This is a genomic window from Enterococcus sp. AZ048 (assembly GCF_051715125.1).
GTDB lineage: Bacteria > Bacillota > Bacilli > Lactobacillales > Enterococcaceae > Enterococcus_A > Enterococcus_A gilvus.
In genome coordinates this window covers 2,521,490-2,541,858 of record NZ_JBIOTD010000001.1, presented here as the reverse complement: position 1 = coordinate 2,541,858, position 20,369 = coordinate 2,521,490, and the positions used below count along the sequence as shown (strand labels likewise).

The 20,369-nt window shown below is 41.1% G+C and carries 17 protein-coding genes; 15 read left to right on the top strand and 2 right to left on the bottom strand.

The features are described 5' to 3' along the window. Positions 1-136 precede the first annotated feature (136 nt). The 13 genes from def to IGI66_RS12385 all read left to right on the top strand — a co-directional run bounded on the left by def (position 137) and on the right by IGI66_RS12385 (position 12,889). Entirely contained in the window at positions 137-628 is a 492-nt protein-coding gene (def, locus tag IGI66_RS12445) for a peptide deformylase (RefSeq protein WP_086306415.1), read from the top strand. Then, positions 621-1,562 carry a methionyl-tRNA formyltransferase gene (gene fmt, locus IGI66_RS12440; protein ID WP_086306416.1) on the top strand — a complete coding sequence of 314 codons (942 nt, stop codon included), beginning with the start codon at positions 621-623 and terminating at the stop codon, positions 1,560-1,562. Before def ends, fmt begins: the two co-directional genes overlap by 8 nt. Next, positions 1,562-2,914, top strand: a complete 1,353-nt coding sequence (gene rsmB / locus IGI66_RS12435) for a 16S rRNA (cytosine(967)-C(5))-methyltransferase RsmB (RefSeq protein ID WP_438849147.1) — start codon at positions 1,562-1,564, stop codon at positions 2,912-2,914. Before fmt ends, rsmB begins: the two co-directional genes overlap by 1 nt. 21 nt (positions 2,915-2,935) lie before the next feature. After that, the gene (locus IGI66_RS12430; RefSeq protein WP_438849146.1) at positions 2,936-3,679 is read left to right on the top strand and encodes a Stp1/IreP family PP2C-type Ser/Thr phosphatase; all 744 of its coding nucleotides are present in this window, start codon (positions 2,936-2,938) and stop codon (positions 3,677-3,679) included. Further along, a complete protein-coding gene (pknB, locus tag IGI66_RS12425) occupies positions 3,676-5,835 on the top strand; it encodes a Stk1 family PASTA domain-containing Ser/Thr kinase (RefSeq protein ID WP_438849145.1) in 2,160 nt (719 codons plus the stop codon). The genes IGI66_RS12430 and pknB overlap by 4 nt, the downstream gene beginning before the upstream one ends. 217 nt (positions 5,836-6,052) lie before the next feature. After that, positions 6,053-6,934, top strand: coding sequence for a ribosome small subunit-dependent GTPase A (gene rsgA / locus IGI66_RS12420; protein ID WP_288226128.1), 882 nt, complete (start codon positions 6,053-6,055; stop codon positions 6,932-6,934). Between the two features lie 79 nt (positions 6,935-7,013). Next, positions 7,014-7,664, top strand: coding sequence for a ribulose-phosphate 3-epimerase (rpe, locus tag IGI66_RS12415; RefSeq protein WP_010779607.1), 651 nt, complete (start codon positions 7,014-7,016; stop codon positions 7,662-7,664). Continuing rightward, on the top strand, positions 7,664-8,302 hold the full coding sequence (locus IGI66_RS12410; RefSeq protein WP_288226116.1) for a thiamine diphosphokinase: 639 nt from the start codon (positions 7,664-7,666) through the stop codon (positions 8,300-8,302). The genes rpe and IGI66_RS12410 overlap by 1 nt, the downstream gene beginning before the upstream one ends. A gap of 159 nt (positions 8,303-8,461) precedes the next feature. Beyond that, on the top strand, positions 8,462-9,322 hold the full coding sequence (mreC, locus tag IGI66_RS12405) for a rod shape-determining protein MreC (RefSeq protein WP_010779609.1): 861 nt from the start codon (positions 8,462-8,464) through the stop codon (positions 9,320-9,322). After that, positions 9,319-9,849 carry a rod shape-determining protein MreD gene (gene mreD / locus IGI66_RS12400; protein WP_010779610.1) on the top strand — a complete coding sequence of 177 codons (531 nt, stop codon included), beginning with the start codon at positions 9,319-9,321 and terminating at the stop codon, positions 9,847-9,849. Before mreC ends, mreD begins: the two co-directional genes overlap by 4 nt. A gap of 218 nt (positions 9,850-10,067) precedes the next feature. Further along, positions 10,068-11,522, top strand: a complete 1,455-nt coding sequence (locus tag IGI66_RS12395; protein ID WP_431378648.1) for an NlpC/P60 family protein — start codon at positions 10,068-10,070, stop codon at positions 11,520-11,522. Between the two features lie 63 nt (positions 11,523-11,585). Beyond that, positions 11,586-12,089, top strand: coding sequence for a VanZ family protein (locus IGI66_RS12390; RefSeq protein WP_431378647.1), 504 nt, complete (start codon positions 11,586-11,588; stop codon positions 12,087-12,089). A gap of 77 nt (positions 12,090-12,166) precedes the next feature. Beyond that, positions 12,167-12,889: a YebC/PmpR family DNA-binding transcriptional regulator gene (locus IGI66_RS12385; RefSeq protein ID WP_010779613.1), complete on the top strand. Its 723-nt coding sequence runs from the start codon at positions 12,167-12,169 to the stop codon at positions 12,887-12,889. A gap of 352 nt (positions 12,890-13,241) precedes the next feature. Here the strand turns inward: IGI66_RS12385 and IGI66_RS12380 are convergent, their stop codons facing one another. Both IGI66_RS12380 and IGI66_RS12375 read right to left on the bottom strand, forming a co-directional pair. Next, positions 13,242-14,648: a L,D-transpeptidase family protein gene (locus IGI66_RS12380; RefSeq protein ID WP_010779614.1), complete on the bottom strand. Its 1,407-nt coding sequence runs from the start codon at positions 14,646-14,648 to the stop codon at positions 13,242-13,244. Positions 14,649-14,857: 209 nt separating this feature from the next. After that, entirely contained in the window at positions 14,858-15,838 is a 981-nt protein-coding gene (locus IGI66_RS12375) for an L-lactate dehydrogenase (protein ID WP_010779615.1), read from the bottom strand. Between the two features lie 348 nt (positions 15,839-16,186). On the opposite strand from IGI66_RS12375, the gene pth reads away from it, so the two are divergent. Continuing rightward, a complete protein-coding gene (pth, locus tag IGI66_RS12370) occupies positions 16,187-16,744 on the top strand; it encodes an aminoacyl-tRNA hydrolase (RefSeq protein ID WP_288226578.1) in 558 nt (185 codons plus the stop codon). Between the two features lie 99 nt (positions 16,745-16,843). Then, complete coding sequence (gene mfd, locus IGI66_RS12365) at positions 16,844-20,356, top strand: transcription-repair coupling factor (RefSeq protein ID WP_010779617.1); 3,513 nt, start codon at positions 16,844-16,846, stop codon at positions 20,354-20,356. Positions 20,357-20,369 lie beyond the last annotated feature (13 nt).

Genomic DNA, 20,369 nt, shown 5'->3' with positions numbered 1-20,369 from the left:
AACTAATGAGAATAATCGAAGCAGCAAATTAAGAAAATCAAGATGAAGAAACTAGTGGAATGATATACGGCATGAACATCAAATTTATTTTTCTGAAAGAAAAATAAATACATTAATAGGAATAAGGAGGACGTCTATGCGTTACCCAATTATTATTCACCCGGATGATCGACTGTTAAAAAAAGCAGCACCGATCGAATATATCACCGATGAGATCGTCACTTTATTAGACGATATGTACGAAACAATGGTTGCCCATGATGGAATCGGACTTGCGGCACCCCAAATCGGCAAGAATCTCCGTATCGCAGTCGTAGAAGTTGATGAAGGCGATCGTTTTGATTTTATCAATCCTGAGATTATTGAACGTAAGGGAACTAGTATTGACGTGGAAGGGTGTCTTTCAATCCCTGAAACCTATGGAACAGTTGCGCGCGCAGATGAAGTGACTGTGCGTTATTATGATCGTGAAGGTTCGGAGATGGAAGTAACGGCTTATGGGTATTTAGCCCGAGCCTTTCAGCATGAAATTGATCATTTAGACGGAAAACTATTTATTGACCAAGTGATCGAAAAAATTGAACCAGAAGACTTAGAACGGTATATGGAGGAACACGTGGATGACTAAAATTGTATTTATGGGAACACCGGCCTTTTCAGTGCCGATTTTAGAGAGCTTGATTGAAGCAGGGTATGATGTCGCTGCAGTGGTGACACAACCAGATCGACCAGTGGGAAGAAAGAAAATAATCACACCAACACCGGTGAAAGAAGCAGCACTGAAGCATGACTTGTTGGTATTGCAGCCAGAAAAAATCAGCGGGTCACCTGAAATGGAGAAAATCAAAGAACTAGCCCCTGACTTATTGATTACGGCTGCTTTCGGCCAGTTTTTACCAGAGAAATTACTGCAAGTTCCTAAATTGGGAGCAATCAATGTTCATGCCTCTTTATTGCCAAAATATCGTGGCGGCGCCCCCGTTCATTACGCTATCATGGAGGGTGAAGCTGAGACAGGCGTAACGATCATGGAGATGATCAAGAAAATGGATGCTGGCGGTATTTTCAGCCAACAAAAGATTGCGATTACTAAGCAAGACGATGTCGGTACCATGTTTGAAAAACTAAGCCGAGTGGGTAAAGACTTGCTGCTGGAAACCTTGCCTAAAATCATTTCAGGTGAATTAAAGCCATTACCGCAAAACGAAGAAGAAGCGACCTTTTCACCAAATATCAGTCGTGAGCAAGAAGCGATTGACTGGGAAAAAACGGCTGAAGAAGTAGACAATCAAGTTCGGGGAATGCATCCGTGGCCTGTAGCATTTACCACCTACGAAGGTGCGCGATGGAAAATCTTCCACACAACGCCCGTAGAAGAAACGACGTCAGCGAAACCCGGAACAATCACAGCGCGCACAAAAAAAGCCTTACACATCGCATGTGGGAAGGGCACGGTTCTAGCAATTGAAGAATTGCAGCCTGCAGGCAAGGCTAAACAAACGATCCAAGCCTTTCTAAATGGCAGCGGACAAACAATCGAAGAAGGACAACAGGTGGGCTAATGGGAAAAATTCCAAAAAAATTATTGCGGTCTGTTCGTTTTACAGCTTTAGAAGCCATTGAACGTATCAATCGAGGCGGTGCTTATTCCAATTTGCTGCTAAACGAGTTGATCCAAAAGAATCAAGTGGATGGCAAGGATACTGCATTGCTAACAGAGCTTGTTTATGGAACGATTAGTCGTCAGCTGCTGTTAGCCTACGATATTGAGCCATTTATCAAAAAAGCGAAGAAAGTCGATCCGTGGGTCAGGAGCCTATTGCAGCTTTCCATTTATCAAATGCTTTATTTGGATCGAGTCCCAGACCATGCGATCATCAACGAAGCAGTAGAAATCGCTAAGGCGAAAGGAAATCCTGGGACAGGAAAGTTTGTCAACGGGGTGCTGCGTTCGTTCCAACGTGAAGGAGCGCCTTCGCTAGACTTGATTTTGGACCCTATTGAACGCTTAGCAACGGAAATCAGCTTACCAAAATTTTTAACAGAAAAATTTGTCGCAGAGATTGGTGAAGAAGAAACGCGCAAACTAGGTCTCTCTTTGCTAGAGCCGAGTCGTGTTAGTGCACGAATTGATTTGCGCTTCTTAACACGAGCAGAAGCAATTGAGGCGTTAGAAGAAGATGGAATAGAAGCACGCATCAGTGAGCTGTCACCCTATGGTATCGTTGCGGACCGAGGGTTTCTAGCAGGCAGCGAGTTGTTTCAAAATGGGTGGCTGACCATTCAGGATGAAAGCTCGATGCTCGTTGCTCAAGCTATGCAAATTGAACCGGGTCAAAGGGTGCTAGATGCTTGTGCAGCTCCTGGAGGAAAGACGACTCACATTGCGGCTTTGCTAAATGATGAAGGCTCGGTGACTGCTCTAGATATTCATGACCATAAGTTAAAGCTAGTACGCGAAAATGCAGAACGTTTGAGGGTCTCAGATACTGTCGTAACGAAAAAGATGGATGCGCGAGAAGCCGCGGAGAATTTCCCATCAGAAAGCTTCGATCGTATTTTAGTGGATGCACCGTGTTCAGGCTTGGGCTTGATGCGCAGAAAACCGGACATCAAATACCAGAAACAGCCGCAGGATTTTGTTCAATTACCTAATATTCAACTAGAAATCTTAAAGAATTGCGCCCCCACATTGAAATCAGGGGGGATTTTGGTATACAGTACATGTACAACGGCTAAAGAAGAAAATCAGCAAGTGGTGAATGAGTTTTTGAATGAAAATTCAAATTTCGAAAAGATCGACTTAAATTTAGAGTCGAAATTAGAACCAGCGATCCATGATCAAATGTTGGTTTTATATCCAGAAATGTTTATGACAGACGGGTTCTTTATTTGTGCAATGCGAAAAAAATAGATAAATGAGGTGGACAAAAAGATGGAGATCCAATTTCAATCAGACATCGGCAAGCGGCGCAACATGAATCAAGACTATGCAAATGTTTTTACCAATCAAGCAGGTATGTATTTAGCGATATTAGCTGATGGCATGGGCGGGCATCTAGCTGGCGATGTTGCTAGCAAAATGGCTGTTGACGGTTTAGGCGCTGCTTGGTCAACCTCGACGATTGCACAGCCTGAGGAAGCTGGGCACTGGTTTACAGGAGAAATTCAAAAAGTAAATGAAGCAATCTATCAAGAAGGAATCGCGCATCCAGAGATGCAAGGAATGGGAACAACGATTGTCAGCGCAGCTTTATTAGACGAGAAATTCGTTCTGGCACATGTTGGCGATAGTCGTGCGTACCTGATTCAAAATAGTCAATTGCAGCAATTGACAGATGATCATTCATTAGTGAATGAGCTGTTGAAGTCTGGGGAGATCACGAAAGAGATGGCAGCAATCCATCCGCAAAAAAATGTACTGACTCGTTCAGTAGGGATAGCTGGAACAATCAAAACGGATGTTTCAGAGCATGCGTGCCATCAGAATGACTATTTGCTGCTATGTTCAGATGGATTGACTAATATGGTGAGCGAAGAAAATATTCTTTCAATTGTAGAAAGCGATCAAACATTGGAAGCAAAAACGAAGCAGCTGATCAATGCTGCCAATGATGCTGGTGGTGCAGACAATATTACTGTCTTGCTGATCCATTTTGAAGGGGAGGCTCGTCCATGATTGAAATAGGCAAGTTGGTCAATGGACGCTATAAAATCATCGCCAGCATCGGTAGCGGCGGTATGGCAAACGTCTTTTTGGCCCACGATTTAATTTTGGATCGTGATGTTGCCATCAAAATATTACGCTTTGACTTTCAAAATGATCAAACTGCAATTCGTCGTTTCCAGCGTGAAGCGTTAGCGGCGACCGAAATGGTTCATCCTAATATCGTTGGTGTATACGATGTAGATGAAGAAAGCGGCATGCAGTATTTAGTCATGGAATATGTAAAAGGAATGGATCTGAAACGCTATATCCAGTCGCGATCGCCAATTCCTTACGGCAAAATTATAGATATTATGGAACAAATACTATCTGCGGTTAGTTTGGCTCATGCTCACGGCATTATTCATCGTGATTTGAAGCCGCAAAATATTTTGATGGATCAGGCAGGCGTTGTTAAAATCACTGATTTTGGAATCGCGATCGCCTTGTCAGAAACCTCTCTGACCCAAACCAACTCCATGCTAGGCTCTGTGCATTATCTTTCTCCAGAACAAGCCCGAGGCAGTATGGCAACGAAGCAATCAGACATTTATGCCTTAGGGATCATATTGTATGAAATGATCACTGGGAGTGTGCCGTTTGACGGAGAATCTGCGGTAACGATTGCCTTGAAACATTTTCAAGATGACATGCCTTCAGTAAAAGGCTTTGATCCTGAAGTGCCCCAAGCCTTAGAGAATATCGTGATGCATGCTACAGCAAAAGATCCAGCAGATCGCTATAAGACTGCTGATGAGATGGCGGCGGATCTTTCAACAGCGTTGATACCAGCACGCGTAAATGAATTGCCTTGGCAGCCAACGGTGATGCTTGATGAAACGAAAGTATTGACGCCAATCCAGCCAGAAGAGGCACCGGCTATTGAAAAACCAAAAGAAGAACCGCCAGTACCAGAAGAAAAGCCGAAGAAGAAAAAAGGCAAAAAACGCTTTGTTTTTCTTTTTCTACTACTGATGCTGGCGATCGGCGGAGTAGTAGGCTATATGATGACTAGTTCGGCAGAAGTATCTGTCCCGCAAGTGGAGGATATGACTGAAGCGGATGCGCGAACAGCCTTGAAAGCGGCGAAATTGACTGTTGATAGTAAAACCGATGAAGCACCAAGTGATACTATCAAAAAGGGTCGAGTAGTCAGAACAAATCCTGATGCTGGAACTATGATCAAAAGAAGCCAATCTGTCCGGTTGTATATAAGTTCGGGAACGAAAAAGGTCTCACTGAAAAATTATAAAGGGGATACTATTGACGATGCAGAGGAAGATCTGCTAAAAATTGGATTCTCCGAAAAAAATATTCGTATCAAGAAAATTTTTGACGAAACAGCTCCGAGTGGTCAAATTTTGAGTCAAGATCCTAAAGAAGGAACAAAAAGTGATCCAAAGACAGATGAGATTACTTTTGAAGTATCCGATGGTCCTCAAAAAATTAAAATTGGTGATTATTCGCAAATGAGTTATGCGGAAGCGGAACAAAGTTTGCTGGAGCTAGGGCTGACAAAAAATCAAATCAAGCGTGTAAATGTTTCAAGTGAAACGGCCTCGATTGATGAAGTGATCAGCCAAGACCCTGTAAGCGGGGCTGGTTTGACGTCAAAAGATATCATTACTTTAAAAGTCAGTTCGGGCTCTGCCTACGTTAAGCTAGATGATTTAACCGGCCAAGATAAAGCAACGGCAGAAGCAACGATTACAAATTCAGGTCTAAAGTATTCTGAACAACAAGAATTTTCTGATGAGGTAGAAGCAGGAAAAGTCATAAGAACAGACCCGGGAGCGGGAACTTCTTCTCTAAAAGCAGGTGATACGGTGACAGTGTATGTCTCTAGAGGACCTGAAAATAAGGAAAATACATTTGATGTGAAGATTTCCGCCCGGTTCAATGGGCCGGATGACAAACAGGATACAATTTCCGTGATGCTAAAAGATGCAAAAAACACGAGTGCCGTGGAGGTTTTAAACTTCCCATTAGATAAAAATACGCCTACGACAGAACAGACTGTCTCCGTAACCACCACTGAAGGCGGGTCCGCTACAATAGAGATTCAACGGAATGGAAAACCAGCTGTTACAAAAAGCGTTACAAAAGCAGAGACAATAACCGTACCGTAGAAAAAACCTTTCCTCCATGAGGAAAGGTTTTTTAGGTCATTTGTACTGAAAATGGTTTTAAAGTATGCTACAATAAAATGGAATTTGAACTATATATCTCTTGCTTATTCGATAGAAAAAGAACTATTGGATGATTGTGGGCGTACGTTTGAATGTAAAAGGATTCTCATTAGGAGTTAATCTACGTTAAAATAGTTAGATGTTTACAAAAAAGGAGATGAGTCGGATCGAAGGACAGATTCGTAAAGCACTAAGCGGTTTTTATTATGTTGCGAGTGAAGGAAAGACCTATCAAACACGTGCACGCGGGAATTTTCGTAAAAGAAAGCTGACACCTTTAGTAGGCGACGAAGTAGTTTTCAGCAGTGAAGAAAACAGTGAGGGGTACATCCTTGAGCTGCTGCCAAGAAAAAATGAATTGGTTCGACCGCCAGTTGCCAACGTGGATCAAGGCGTGATCGTAACCAGTTTAGTTGAGCCTAACTTCTCTTACAATTTGTTGGATCGTTTTTTAGTGACTTTAGAAAATAAATACATCCATCCGATTATTTATTTATCGAAAACAGATTTAGTCTCAGACCATTCATTAGTTGACGACATTCGTTCTGTCTATGAGCCTTTAGGCTACCCGGTAATCGACGGGGATCAGGACAAGGAAAAGCTAACAGACTTGTTTAAGGAAAATCTGACTGTGTTTATGGGGCAATCCGGTGCAGGAAAATCTACATTATTGAATGACGTTTCTCCTGATTTGAATTTAGAAACGGGTGAAATCTCGGATTCATTGGGACGTGGTCGGCATACGACGCGGCATGTAGAATTGCTGTATTTATTTGATGGTCTAGTGGCGGATACACCTGGCTTCAGCTCGATTGATTTTCTTGAAATCTCTGCTGAAGAATTACCCAAAGAATTTCCTGAATTCCGTTCGGCGGCTCCACGTTGTCGATTCCGCGAGTGCCGTCATGTGAAAGAACCTGGCTGCGAAGTAAAACGCCTTCTCGAAGAAGGGCAGATTGCACAAACTCGCTATGACAATTACTTGCAATTCCTGCAGGAAATTGAGAAGCGTCGTCCTATTTACAAGAAAAATAAATAATGAACTGGATCGTTTTTTAGTAGAGTAAGGCTTTAAAAGCATAAAATAAATACATTAAAATGAAAAAGGAGTACTAATTATGAAAATTGCCCCATCGATCTTAAGCGCAGATTTTGCAAAACTAGGTGAAGAAGTAAAAATGGTTGAAAATGCCGGCGTAGATTACATCCACATTGATGTAATGGATGGAAACTTTGTTCCGAATATTTCATTCGGCCAAGTTGTCGTGAGCGCCTTGCGTCCAGTAACTAAATTACCATTGGATGTTCATTTGATGATTGCTAATCCTGAGAATTACATCAATGATTTTGCAAAAGCGGGTGCGGATATCATTATGGCTCATGTGGAGGCTACGCCGCATATTCATCGTGTGGTTCAAATGATCAAAGCGGCAGGCGTGAAGCCGGGAGTCGTTTTGAATCCCGGGACACCGATTGAATCAATCGAATATATCTTGGGTGACGTAGACCAGATTTTAGTGATGACGGTCAATCCAGGGTTTGGTGGTCAAACATTCATAGAGAGCCAAGTTGAAAAAATCGCAGAATTGGATCGCCTACGAAAAAAACATGGCTACCAGTATGAAATTGAAGTAGATGGTGGTATTCAACCAGAATCAGCTAAAAAATGTGCGGAGGCAGGCGCAGATGTATTTGTTGCCGGCTCGTATATCTATGACGCAGAAAACCCGCAAGAAAAAATCGATGCTTTGAGAGCGGCTATCGATTAATGAAGATATTACTTGTTGCAGGCGGTGATCCAAATCACTGGCCTGCTTTTTCAAATGAATTCGATAAAGTCATCGGAATTGACCGTGGGAACCTCTTTCTGTTGCGTCGAGGAATCATTCCTGATTTAGCGATTGGCGATTTTGATTCTCTAAATGAAGAGGAAAAAAAGGAAGTATTTGACAGCGTCGCGGAAGTGATGACTTCTCCAGCAGAAAAAGATGACACCGATACACAATTGGCACTCCAAACAGCTTTTGAACGTTTCCCTGAAGCTGAAATAACGCTGATCGGTGCAACGGGCGGGCGGTTGGATCATCTGTTAGCCAATCTATGGTTAGGCGCTGAGCCGCGCTTTCAGCCATTTTTAAGTCAAATAGAGATCGCAGATGAAGGCAATGTTGTGAATTATATTTCTTCAGGACGTTATCAAATTGCTAAAAACCCAATGATGAAGTATGTCGCATTTTGCTGTATCGTTCCTGTAAAAAAATTGACATTGAAAAATGTGAAGTATGAACTCTCAAATGTAGACTTTGCACAACCCACTAGTTTAGCCAGTAATGAATTTTTGTATGGTGATGCAGAGGTATCCTTTGAGGAGGGATTGATCGCTGTGATTCAGAGTCGGGATGTATAAATAGAGGAGCAGCAGATTGTTTTTTTTAAAACAAATCTGCTGCTCTTTTTTTATTTGATGAGAGATACTAAAATTCTCTAAAATCAACCGTCCACGCTTTTTTATACCGCCATTTAGTGGTAAAATTCAATCTATATTATAGCGTTCAGAGGTGCCTAAGTGAGAAAGTTTAATCCGAATAAAAATATTATTATTATATTAATTGTTGTTATCGTTGTTGTGGCGACTGTTTCGATTACTGCAGCGAATCGTGCGAAAGACAGCGACACGAATATCGTCCAATCAGCTGTGAATGATACGATCAGTGTTGTCGATAAAGTAATTACAGCACCAGGACGTTGGCTTAGCAGCGGCGTTCATTCCGTGTCGAATTTGATGAACACGTATGAAGAAAATCAAAAATTAAAAAACGAAGTTGATCAATACGATGAAGTGAAACAGCAAACAAAAAATCAAGCACAAGAAATTGAACGTTTAAAAAACGAGCTAGAATTGAACCAAACATTGACCAGCTACGAGAAGGTAACGGCAAATGTCATTACCCGTTCGCCGGATACTTGGCAGGATATGCTGATCGTAGACAAAGGGAGCAGCGATGGTGTTGAGGGAAATATGGCGGTCATGTCCAAGAAAGGACTAATTGGTCGTGTGATGGAAGTAAATGCACATTCATCTAAAATCCAGTTATTAACATCAGATAATAAAAGCAGCAACCATTTTCCAGTAAAAATAAGTTCCGGCAAGGGAAATTCTTTCGGAGTATTAAATAAATACGACGTAAAATCGCAACAATTAATCGCATCGGAAATTACTGGCGAAGAAGACATCAAAGAAGGCGATGTCGTTCAAACGTCCGGTTTAGGTGGGAACTCTCCAGCAGACCTTGCTATTGGAACAGTTGTCAAGGTCAAGCCAGATAGCTATGGGTTAAATCGCGAGGTCTACATTAAACCCTATGCGCAAATGTATGATATCTCAGTCGTAACGATTATCCAAAGAATGGCGGGAGCAACTGAATGATTACGCGGACAACCTTAAAATATATTACGCCATTCCTCTTATTTTTCTTATTTTTACTAGACGCACATATCACGCGGATCATCGCTTCTTTGACAGACAATGTTTATGTTGCAAATGCGCATTTGGCACTGTTGGTTCTATTGATCCTGTCGCGCGTGATAGATGAACGGTTTTTGTTAGGAACGTCATTGTTTTTAGGAATCTTGTATGACCTTTATTACATAGGAGTTATCGGTATTTATGCCGTCATTTTCCCACTCTTGGTCCTACTGTTTTACCTTTTCAAAAAGACAATCCAGCAAAATATTTTGACGCTCTTTTTCACTATTGTGATTAGTGTGACGCTCTTTGAATTAATTAGTTTATTGTTGCAGTCAGTCTTTGGTTTAACAGGCATCAGCGGAGACTTTTTTGTCCCCCGATACCTAGGTCCAACACTGCTTTTTAATATTCTAACGTTTGTAATTTTAATCTTCCCATTAGAGAAAATTTTGATTGGCCCGCCTGAAGAAAACCTTGATTTATAAAGGGAAAACTAGTGGTATGGGTCAAATGAAAAAAACAGAAGAATTTTTCTTCTGTTTTTTTGTTGCCTGAATTTGTAACTCAAAAATAGTAAAATGAAATGTTTTTGTAACAAAGCTATTATATGGGTGACATACAGCTGTGGTAAACTCATGAATGTGTTAGAAAAAAAGTCTAATAAAATTCAAAATAAAAGATTAAGTAGTCGGAGGACATAAGAGTGAAAAAAAGTTTGTTATCAGCATTAATGGTATGTTCAGTAACATTAAGCGCATTAGCAGCTCCAGCCGCAGCTTCTGCCGATGAATTCGATAGTAAAATTGCTGATCAGGATGCTAAAATTTCAAGTTTACAGAATCAACAAACCGATGCACAGTCACAAATCAGTGCATTAGAAGGTGAAGTTGCTTCAATTAACGATAAAGCCCAAGGGTTATTAAACGAACAAGCATCATTAAAACAAAAATCACAAGAATTACAAAAGCAAATTGAAACGTTGGATAAACGTATCGAAAAACGCTCAGAAGCAATCAAAGAGCAAGCGCGAAGTGCGCAAGTAAAACAATCTTCAGGTTCAAATGTTGTGGATGTCGTATTGAACGCTGAATCATTTACCGATGTTGTTAGTCGTGTTCAAGCGATGGCAACAATCGCTAAAGCAAACAATGACTTAGTTGAACAACAAAAAGCAGACAAAGCAGAAGTTGAACAAAAACAATCTGAAAACCAAAAACAATTAGAACAAATCGCTGCAAACCAAGCTACATTGGAAAGCCAAAAAGGTGATTTGATTACGAAACAAGCAGACTTAAATGTCCAAACGACGACTCTAGCCGCTGATCAAGCAACTGCTGAAGGCGAAAAAGCTAGTCTGAAAGAAAAACAAGATGCTGCTATCAAAGAACAACAACGTGTGCAAGAAGAAGCTCGTAAAGCTGCAGAAGCACAAGAAGCTGCTAAAAAAGCTGAAACAGATGCAAAAGCAAAGGCTGATGCAGACGCGAAAGCGGAAGCAGATCGCAAAGCACAAGAAGAAGCTGCTGCAAGCACAACGGCAACTGAAAGCTCAACAGTTGAGTCTTCAACTACAGTAGAAACATCATCAACAGAACAACAAACAAGCACGACAGAATCTTCTTCATCAGAATCATCTAGCGAAGACAACTTCCAAGGTGGCGGTGCAACTCCGACTGATAATGGGAACTCAAGCGCTAATAACAATCAAGGTTCAACATCGTCATCAACGAATAATCAAACTCCGGCACCTACGCCAACACCGGCGCCGGAAGTACCAAAACCATCAACACCAACACCACCGCCTGCTACAAGCGGATCAGTGGTTGCTGAAGCGATGAAATACATTGGTACACCTTACGTATGGGGTGGTAAAACACCAGCAGGATTTGACTGTTCTGGTTTTACTTCATATGTATTCCGTCAAGCAACTGGTCGTGAAATCGGCGGATGGACTGTTCCTCAAGAATCAGCTGGAACACGCATCTCAGTCGGTGAAGCACAAGCTGGAGACTTATATTTCTGGGGTAGCCCTGGTGGAACATACCACGTAGCGATCGCAATGGGCGGAGGACAATACATCCACGCACCACAACCAGGTGAAACAGTTACAGTAAGTTCTGTAAGCTATTATGCACCAAGCTTTGCGGTTCGTATGTAATCAAACTAAATCACTTATGACCGGTACGGGTTTCGTACCGGTTTTTTTATTGGAGGAAAAGCAATGCAGAAACAAATGAAAAATGGTAATTTTTATTTAGGTATTGCCATTTTGATGATGGTCATTTTATTTATTAGTTCGTCGATGACGTATCAACAACAAAGTCAGGTATCCTTAATTCAAAAATTATTAGCAAACGAGCCGTTGAAAGAGTTCTTTAGTCGCGTTTCATTTAACTACGCGGGCAGCGAAGTAAGTATTTCTGCAAAAGGCTATGTTAAATTTGTCGAGTTTTTTATTCGCAAAGGTGCGCATTTCATGACGTATTTTATTTTAGGAGGAAGTCTATACTTAGGATTATCACCGAAATTGAAGCAAAAGTCATCAGTCTTAAGCCTGTATTTTGCTTGGATGGCTGCAACTGGGTATGCAGCTACGGATGAGTTTCATCAAATGTTAACGGGCGGACGAACGCCTTTATTCCAAGATGTGATGTTGGATTCTTGCGGTGCTTTGACGGCTTGCGTAATTATTATCATTTATCGTGCTCTTCGTAAGAAGCTTTAATCTGAAGATTATTCTTGACGAAAAATACAATCAGACGGACAATAAGAGGGATCAATAATTAATTGGAGGAATCTACCATGTCAGGACATAGTAAATGGAATAACATTCAAGGGCGTAAGAATGCACAAGATGCTAAACGAGGAAAAATTTTTCAGAAGATGTCTCGAGAAATTTATATGGCAGCTAAAGCTGGAGGTCCTGATCCAAGTGTAAATCCAGCCTTACGTTTAGTAGTCGATAAAGCCAAAGCCGCAAATATGCCAAACGACAATGTCGATCGTGCGATAAAAAAGGCTACTTCTGCAGGTGAAGGGGAACATTACGATGAGATCACTTACGAAGGGTACGGTCCGGGGGGCGTTGCTATCTTAGTCCATGCACTTACAGACAATCGCAATCGAACTGCTACTAATGTACGTGTTGCATTTTCTAGAAATGGTGGGAACTTAGGTGAGACGGGTTCTGTTAATTATATGTTTGATCGTAAAGGGTATATGGCGATTGAACGAGAGGGTTTATCAGTTGATGAGGATACCATGTTTGAAAACGTGTTGGAAGCTGGCGCGGAAGACATGGAGATCTCGCCTGAGGTTTTTGAGATTTATACTGCTGCAGAGGATTTTGTCAGTGTAAGAGATCAATTAGAGTCGGATGGGTTTGTATTGGCTCAAGCGGAATTAACAATGATTCCTCAAACGACTGTAAGTTTAGACGAAGAAAGCAAAGAAAAATTGGATCGCTTAGTTGAGAAGCTTGAAGATGATGATGATGTTTCTGAAGTATTTACATCTGCGGAGTAAGTGAGCACCTGCTCTCAAGTACTCAACTCTGCTAAGCTGAATAAATTTTTAGTGAGTATGTTGCGAGAACGAATGCGCAACATACTTTTTTTGATTAAAAATCAGAGATCTAAAAGAAGGAGAGTGTGTTGCAACTTTTTAATAAAATTTGTGTATGCTCTATTTTAAAGCAAAAACTTGAATGGCTCTTTTTTGCAGAGAGAAGTGCATTCATTTATCTAGTAGTAAAGAATGGTTTGAGAACTTTTCCACTAAAAAAGTGTTGACGGAAAATCAGTAAGACTTTTCCGTCAACACAAGTAGATATAAGAACTAAAAAAACCAGCGAAGCAAGTTCGCTGGTTTTAATTTATTAAAATACTAAAACAGGTGTACCGACATCAACCATATCGAAAAGTTTTGCCATAACGTCTGGTGGAGTGTTTACACAGCCATGAGAACCACGTGTTTTCCATAATTCGCCGCCGTATTCAGGCTGCCAATCAGAATCATGAAGACCTACGCCGGTCCAATCAATCGGCATCCAATATTTCACAGGACTTGCATAGTCAGTACCGTCATCGTTCTTTCCTCTTAATGTCTTATTCGTTTCTTTAGACCAAACATAGTCAACTCCTGGTGGGGTTGGAGAACTTGGTTTCCCGCTAACGATATCTGTTTCTAGAGCAACTTTTCCATCCTTGTAGTACCACATATGTTGGTTTTGAAGATCGACTTCAATGTATGTTTTATCCACTAATGGTTTGTCGGCTGTCGTTGCACCAGTAACGACAGGGGAACGAGTGAAATCTTTCCCTTCCAGAATTTGTTTTGTTAATGCTTCAACTTCTGCAGGAGTATTGATCGTCCAACTGAATGTACCAGATGGAACTGAAACTTTACCCCGACGAGTGCTGTTAAATTCTGTTGGTTTTGAGCTGGTATTGTATTTTTCACCTAAGCTCTTCACGTAAGCTGTTACTTTATCCTGATCTAGAGACATTGTGCCATTATCGTCAATCAACCAATCGTTAATGTCTGATGTAGGAATCTGGAAGTTTTGTCCATTGATGCTGTAGTTTGCTTTGATTTTTGCCACAGCATTCATTTTGTCCATTGTCTTTTTCAAATCAGCATTATCTTTAGTAATTGATGGTTTGGCAAGATAATGATCAAAATCAACAGTATGTTTCCCGTCTTTCGCTGCCTCTTTAAACGCAGTTACGGCTGCATCGACATCAATCGTGTTCCCTTGTTTTTCGGGAGTGATCTCAAAGCCTTCATTTGTACGAGAGACTTTTGCATTTTCAGTGGCAGTACGTGTTGTGTTTGTTTGTGTAAGTTCTGCTCTGACTGCTTCGCCAACGGCGTTTAATTTATTTTCGTCTAATGTATTGCCCTCGACATCTTTTGTGTCAGCGGCAGAAACTAACTGCATTCCCCAACTAAAGGGGTTTTGCTTTTCTTGCATTTCCTTTAAGCCAGGCAAATAATCATTTTTCCAGCCTAAGTCTTTGCGATTGATCTCTTTCCAATTTTGATCATCAATTTTAATCAAGAAAGGAGAGTCTGAAAGTTCGCGAGTGATTTTTCGATTGGCTTCACTTACTGTTAAATTATTAATCTTCACGCCATTGACTACCGTATTAGGGAGAAATCTTTGTGCGTAATATGTACTGCGAACGGCGTATCCGCCAACTAAAACTACCAATAAACCTAAAACAACAATCATGCCGATACGTGTTCGGCCACGAGAATTTCTTTTTTCATTTCTTGTCATCGAAATAACTCCTCATTGCTTTTCTGTATTTGGTTTTCATCCATTATCGAAGCATTTTCTTCTATATAATAGCCGCTAAGTGTAAATGATATACCGACTATAAATATACCACAGAATGAGTAAAATACGAGTGATATGTTCTGAAACATTAGTAAATATTAAAAAAGCCGCAAAGAATCATCAGATTCCTTGCGGCTTCGAAAAGTGTCTTATTTTCCTTCAGCTTCAAGATCAGCAAAAGCTTTGTCCATAACTTCTTTTAATTCTTTCGCAGAAGCATCCATACGATCTTTTTCAGCATCGCTTAATGGAATTTCGATAATGTTTTGGATACCTTTTGCATTGATAACAGCAGGTGCACCAATATAAATATCGCTTTGTCCGTATTGACCTTCTAAATAAACTGATAGAGGGAACACAGCACTTTCATCATTTAAGATTGCACGAGTGATACGAGCTAAAGCAACGGCGATACCGTAGAATGTTGCGCCTTTTTTCTCAATGATTTCGTAAGCAGCGTCACGTACACCGAAGAATAAGTTTACTAAAGCTTCTTCATCTACTTCTGGATTATCTTTTACCCATTCGTAAATTTGCAAGCCAGCTACGTTTGCGTGTGACCAAACTGGGAATTCTGAATCACCATGTTCACCAAGAATGTAAGCATGGACGTTACGTGCGTCAACGTCAACTAATTCAGCGATTGCTTGACGGAAACGTGCTGTATCCAATGACGTTCCTGAACCAATAACGCGTTCTTTAGGGAAGCCAGAGAATTTCCATGTAGAATACGTTAAGATATCTACAGGGTTGGCAGCAACTAAGAAGATGCCGTCGAAGCCAGAAGCAACGACTTGTTCTACGATGCTTTTGTTGATGCGTAAGTTTTTACCAACTAAGTCTAAACGAGTTTCACCTGGTTTTTGTGGTGCGCCCGCTGTAATAACAACTAAGTCAGCATCGTGACAGTCTTCGTAAGAAGCAGAATATATTTTTTTAGGTGATGTGAATGCTAATGCATGTGATAAGTCGATTGCGTCACCTTGCGTACGATTGGTATCGATATCGATAATACCGATTTCTTGAGCGATATTTTGATTGACAAGTGCGAAGGCATAGCTTGAACCTACGGCGCCGTCTCCGATTAACATTACTTTTTGATGGGTTTTACTTGCTGCTGTTGCAGTCATGTGTACCAATCCCTTCTTATATTTGTTTTCCAGTGGAATGATAACACTAATTAATGAAATTTGTCACGTGTTTTACTCATTAATAATACAGTTTTTTCAGCTGTTTCCAAAGTAAGCGTTTCATGCATTGATGCTCCAAGGTGCTGATATGATTAAGTTTTTGCAAAAATAACAGGTTTTTGAAAACAGGTTAGAGCATTGAAAACGGTCACTACAGTATAGTTTGTGTTATACTGTATAAAGAAAATTTCTTACTGGGTAGTCAGCTGACTATCCAGCATTTTGTCATGCAACTGAAAAACGATGGCATTTAGGTGACTATGATAATTATAAATGAGGCGAATACAAATGAAAATGATCGTTGGCTTGGGAAATCCAGGGAAAAAATACGAAAATACGAAACACAATATTGGTTTTATGGTGGTTGACCGTCTAGCAGAAGAACATGATGCTACGTTCAAAAAGAATACGTTTGAAGCGGAAGTAGCGGACTACTTTGTAAATGGCGAAAAAATCTTGTTGGTGAAGCCCTTAACATTCATGAATGAATCTGGTCGAGCAGTTGGCCCGTTAATGACGTACTTCGGTGTTTATCTTGAAGAATTAGTAGTCATCGCAGATGATTTAGATATGGATCTTGGTAAATTGCGTTTGAGAAAAAAAGGAAGCGCCGGGGGGCACAACGGATTAAAAAGTATTATTTCCCATATTGGGACACAAGAATTTAATCGTATCAAGGTTGGTATTGGACGGCCAAACGGTAAAACAGTTGTAAACCATGTATTAAGTACATTTAGTAAAGAAGAAGCAGAAACAATCGCTGTCAGTGTCGCCCGTGCGGCAGATGCCGCAGATGACTTTGTAGCAGGGGCGGATTTTCTACAAACAATGAATCGATTTAATTAACCCTGATACTGAGAAAATAGGAACTGCATGTGAGGCGAGAAGCTTTCTAAATAGTCTTGGACAGCACGTGCAAAGAGGAATGTATAAGGAGCAAGAACGATGAATCTAATTGAATTTATAAATCAGCTGCCGCTAATAAAAGAGTGGCAAGCGAATTTAAGCAAAAAAGCGAAGCGGCAATTGCTGATCGGTCTTTCTGGATCTGCCAAAGCTTTGGTGATGGCAGCGACGTATCAGACAAGTCAAAAGCAGACAATCATCGCAGTGCCCAATCTTTACTATAGTAATCAATTAGCAGATGAACTGCGTCAGATCGTCGACGATGTTCATTTGTTTCCTGTGGATGAAGTACTTTCGGCAGAAATGGCTTTTGCCTCGCCTGAAGCAAGAGCAGAACGCGTTGCTACGCTACAGGCGCTTTCTCAAGGTGAAAAAGGACTGTACGTTGTTCCGATCGCTGCATTGAGAAAGTATTTACCGTCAACTGAAACATGGAAAGCCAATCAACTACATTGGAAAATCGGCAGCGAAGTTGATTTAGATCACTTAGCACAACGGTTGGTATTGATGGGCTATGAGCGGCAAACAATGGTTGGAAAACCCGGTGAGTTCAGTATGCGGGGCAGTATTGTTGACATTTATCCTTTGACGACCGAATATCCTGTTCGTGTAGAGTTGTTCGATGTGGAAATAGATTCTTTACGCTATTTTGAGCCAGAGACGCAACGCTCTGTGGAGAATTTGGATGAAGCATGGATCACCCCAACTACAGATTTGGTTTTCTCTGCGGAAGATTTGACACAAGGCGCGCAGAAGGTGACTCAACTTTTACAAAATCGTTTAGCGGTCACGAAGGAAAAAGAAGCGTATAATTTCTTAAATGATTACTTTGGTCAGCTCATTGCGTCGTGGGAAGATGGAATCCCTACAGAGCAGGCCAAGTATTATACGGATTTACTATATGAAGAAAAAGTATCTCTACTCGATCACTTTGCTGAAGATGCGCTGCTATTCGTCGATGACTATCCTCGAATAATGGAAACGAACCGTGAAATGGAACGAGAAGAAGCGGAGTGGCACACTCAAAAAATCGAAGAGCTGAGAGTGTTTTCTGATCAAACATTTGGAATGAATGCCCACGACTTAATAAAGAAAGCTAAACTTGTAACAAGCTTCTTCTCCTTATTTCAAAAAGGAATGGGAAATTTGCGCTTCGAAGCAATCCATAATTTTCAGTACCGCTCGATGCAGCAATTTTTTGGGCAAATGCCATTACTGAAAACAGAAGTCGATCGTTGGCAAAAACAAGGACAAACAGTACTATTTCTTGTTTCTGACCAGGAGCGTCAAGAAAAACTCACACAAGAATTTCGAGATGTGGCTATCCAAGCAGTGCAAACAACTCCAGATAAAATAGTAGTAGGACAAACGCAAATTGTAATAGGAAATTTAACGAATGGATTCGAGCTGCCGCAAGATAAGTTAGTCGTGGTAACAGAACGGGAAATTTTCCAAAAGGTAACCAAAAAACGTGCGCGCCGCCAAACGATCTCCAACGCGGAACGCCTGAAGAGCTATAATGAATTAAAGACAGGCGACTATGTCGTTCATGCAAATCATGGAATCGGGAAATATATAGGGATGGAGACTATCGAAATAGATGGGGTCCATCAAGACTATATGTCGATTCTGTACCAAAAAGACGACAAACTGTTCATTCCAGTTACACAATTGAACCTAATCCAAAAGTACGTTTCTTCTGAAGCAAAACCGCCGAAAATCAATAAATTAGGCGGCAGCGAGTGGACTAAGACAAAGAGTAAAGTATCGAAAAGAATTGAAGATATCGCAGATGACTTGATTGAACTATATGCCAAGCGTGAAGCAGAGCGCGGGTATGCTTTTGGTCCAGATGACGAATACCAGAAGGAATTTGAAGATGCCTTTCCTTATAGTGAAACAGACGATCAGTTACGGAGTGCTTCGGAAATCAAGCACGACATGGAGAAGGCGCGCCCGATGGATCGTCTGTTGGTTGGCGATGTTGGTTTTGGGAAGACAGAGGTTGCGTTGCGCGCAGCCTTTAAAGCAATGAAAGAAAATAAACAAGTAGCATTCCTTGTTCCGACGACGATTTTGGCGCAGCAACATTACGATACGATGACCGAACGTTTTGAAAATTTCCCTATAAACGTGGGAATGTTGAGTCGTTTTCGTACAAAGAAGCAGCAAAATGAAACGATTGAACAACTTCGTACAGGACAAATCGATATTGTAGTCGGTACGCATCGTCTGTTGTCACAAGATTTAAAATTTGCAGATTTGGGATTATTAGTGATCGACGAAGAACAACGTTTTGGCGTGAAACACAAAGAGCGCTTAAAGCAACTCCGATCTCAAGTGGATGTCTTAACGTTGACCGCTACTCCGATTCCTCGGACGCTGCATATGTCGATGCTGGGCGTACGTGACCTTTCAGTCATCGAGACACCTCCGGAAAATCGCTACCCAATTCAAACTTATGTAATGGAGACGAATCCCGGAGCGATCCGTGAAGCGATCGAGCGAGAAATGGCACGTGGCGGGCAAGCCTTTTATCTGTATAACCGGGTAGAGACAATCGAACGAAAAGTAGAAGAATTACAAATGTTGGTACCAGATGCTAAAATCGGATTTGCGCACGGTCAAATGACCGAAGTACAGTTAGAGAATACATTGATGGACTTTATCGATGGACAATACGACATCTTGGTGACGACAACGATTATTGAAACGGGGGTAGACATTCCCAACGTAAATACGTTGTTTGTAGAAAACGCCGATTATATGGGGCTGTCCACATTGTATCAATTACGTGGACGTGTAGGACGAAGCAGTCGAATCGCCTATGCGTATTTCATGTATGAGCCGCAAAAAATACTGAATGAAGTCAGTGAAAAACGTCTGCAGGCAATCAAAGACTTTACTGAATTAGGCTCAGGCTTCAAAATCGCGATGCGGGACTTATCTATTCGTGGTGCAGGAAACCTTCTTGGTGCTCAGCAGCATGGCTTTATTGACGCAGTCGGCTTTGATATGTACTCACAAATGCTTTCTGAAGCAGTAGATCGGAAGCAAGGAAAAAATACCCAAGTGGAGCGTACATCAGTTGAAATCAACCTTGGAATCGACGCCTATATTCCGGGGACTTATATAGAAGATGAACGACAAAAAATCGAGATCTATAAACGGATTCGCGAACTAGAAAGCACGGAGATGCTAGATGAAGTCGAAGCAGACTTGATTGATCGCTTTGGTGATTATCCTGATGAGGTAGCCAATTTGCTGAACGTCGGTCAAATCAAAATGGATGGCGATCGGGCATTAGTTGAGAGTATACAAAAACGTCAGCAGCAGATTATCTTTACCCTGAGCAAAGTTGGAACAAAAGCGTATAAAGTCGAACAGCTTTTTGAAGCATTAAGTGTAACGAAGATGAAAGCAACTCTAGGTGTTGAAAAGGATCAAATGGTCATCAAATTAACTATTGCTAAAACCATGGATGAGGCTATTTGGTTACGAGAAATCAGCAAATTTATCCGGGCGTTAAGAGAACAAAAATACAAAGAATAGGTGGTGGAGGCAC

What these genes read in the sequence shown, in the direction of transcription:
- def (WP_086306415.1), top strand. Translation starts at nt 137, where the DNA reads ATGCGTTACCCAATTATTATTCACCCGGATGATCGACTGTTAAAAAAA.
- fmt (WP_086306416.1), top strand. Translation starts at nt 621, where the DNA reads ATGACTAAAATTGTATTTATGGGAACACCGGCCTTTTCAGTGCCGATT.
- rsmB (WP_438849147.1), top strand. Translation starts at nt 1,562, where the DNA reads ATGGGAAAAATTCCAAAAAAATTATTGCGGTCTGTTCGTTTTACAGCT.
- IGI66_RS12430 (WP_438849146.1), top strand. Translation starts at nt 2,936, where the DNA reads ATGGAGATCCAATTTCAATCAGACATCGGCAAGCGGCGCAACATGAAT.
- pknB (WP_438849145.1), top strand. Translation starts at nt 3,676, where the DNA reads ATGATTGAAATAGGCAAGTTGGTCAATGGACGCTATAAAATCATCGCC.
- rsgA (WP_288226128.1), top strand. Translation starts at nt 6,053, where the DNA reads ATGAGTCGGATCGAAGGACAGATTCGTAAAGCACTAAGCGGTTTTTAT.
- rpe (WP_010779607.1), top strand. Translation starts at nt 7,014, where the DNA reads ATGAAAATTGCCCCATCGATCTTAAGCGCAGATTTTGCAAAACTAGGT.
- IGI66_RS12410 (WP_288226116.1), top strand. Translation starts at nt 7,664, where the DNA reads ATGAAGATATTACTTGTTGCAGGCGGTGATCCAAATCACTGGCCTGCT.
- mreD (WP_010779610.1), top strand. Translation starts at nt 9,319, where the DNA reads ATGATTACGCGGACAACCTTAAAATATATTACGCCATTCCTCTTATTT.
- IGI66_RS12390 (WP_431378647.1), top strand. Translation starts at nt 11,586, where the DNA reads ATGCAGAAACAAATGAAAAATGGTAATTTTTATTTAGGTATTGCCATT.
- IGI66_RS12385 (WP_010779613.1), top strand. Translation starts at nt 12,167, where the DNA reads ATGTCAGGACATAGTAAATGGAATAACATTCAAGGGCGTAAGAATGCA.
- IGI66_RS12380 (WP_010779614.1), bottom strand. Translation starts at nt 14,648, where the DNA reads ATGACAAGAAATGAAAAAAGAAATTCTCGTGGCCGAACACGTATCGGC.
- IGI66_RS12375 (WP_010779615.1), bottom strand. Translation starts at nt 15,838, where the DNA reads ATGACTGCAACAGCAGCAAGTAAAACCCATCAAAAAGTAATGTTAATC.
- pth (WP_288226578.1), top strand. Translation starts at nt 16,187, where the DNA reads ATGAAAATGATCGTTGGCTTGGGAAATCCAGGGAAAAAATACGAAAAT.
- mfd (WP_010779617.1), top strand. Translation starts at nt 16,844, where the DNA reads ATGAATCTAATTGAATTTATAAATCAGCTGCCGCTAATAAAAGAGTGG.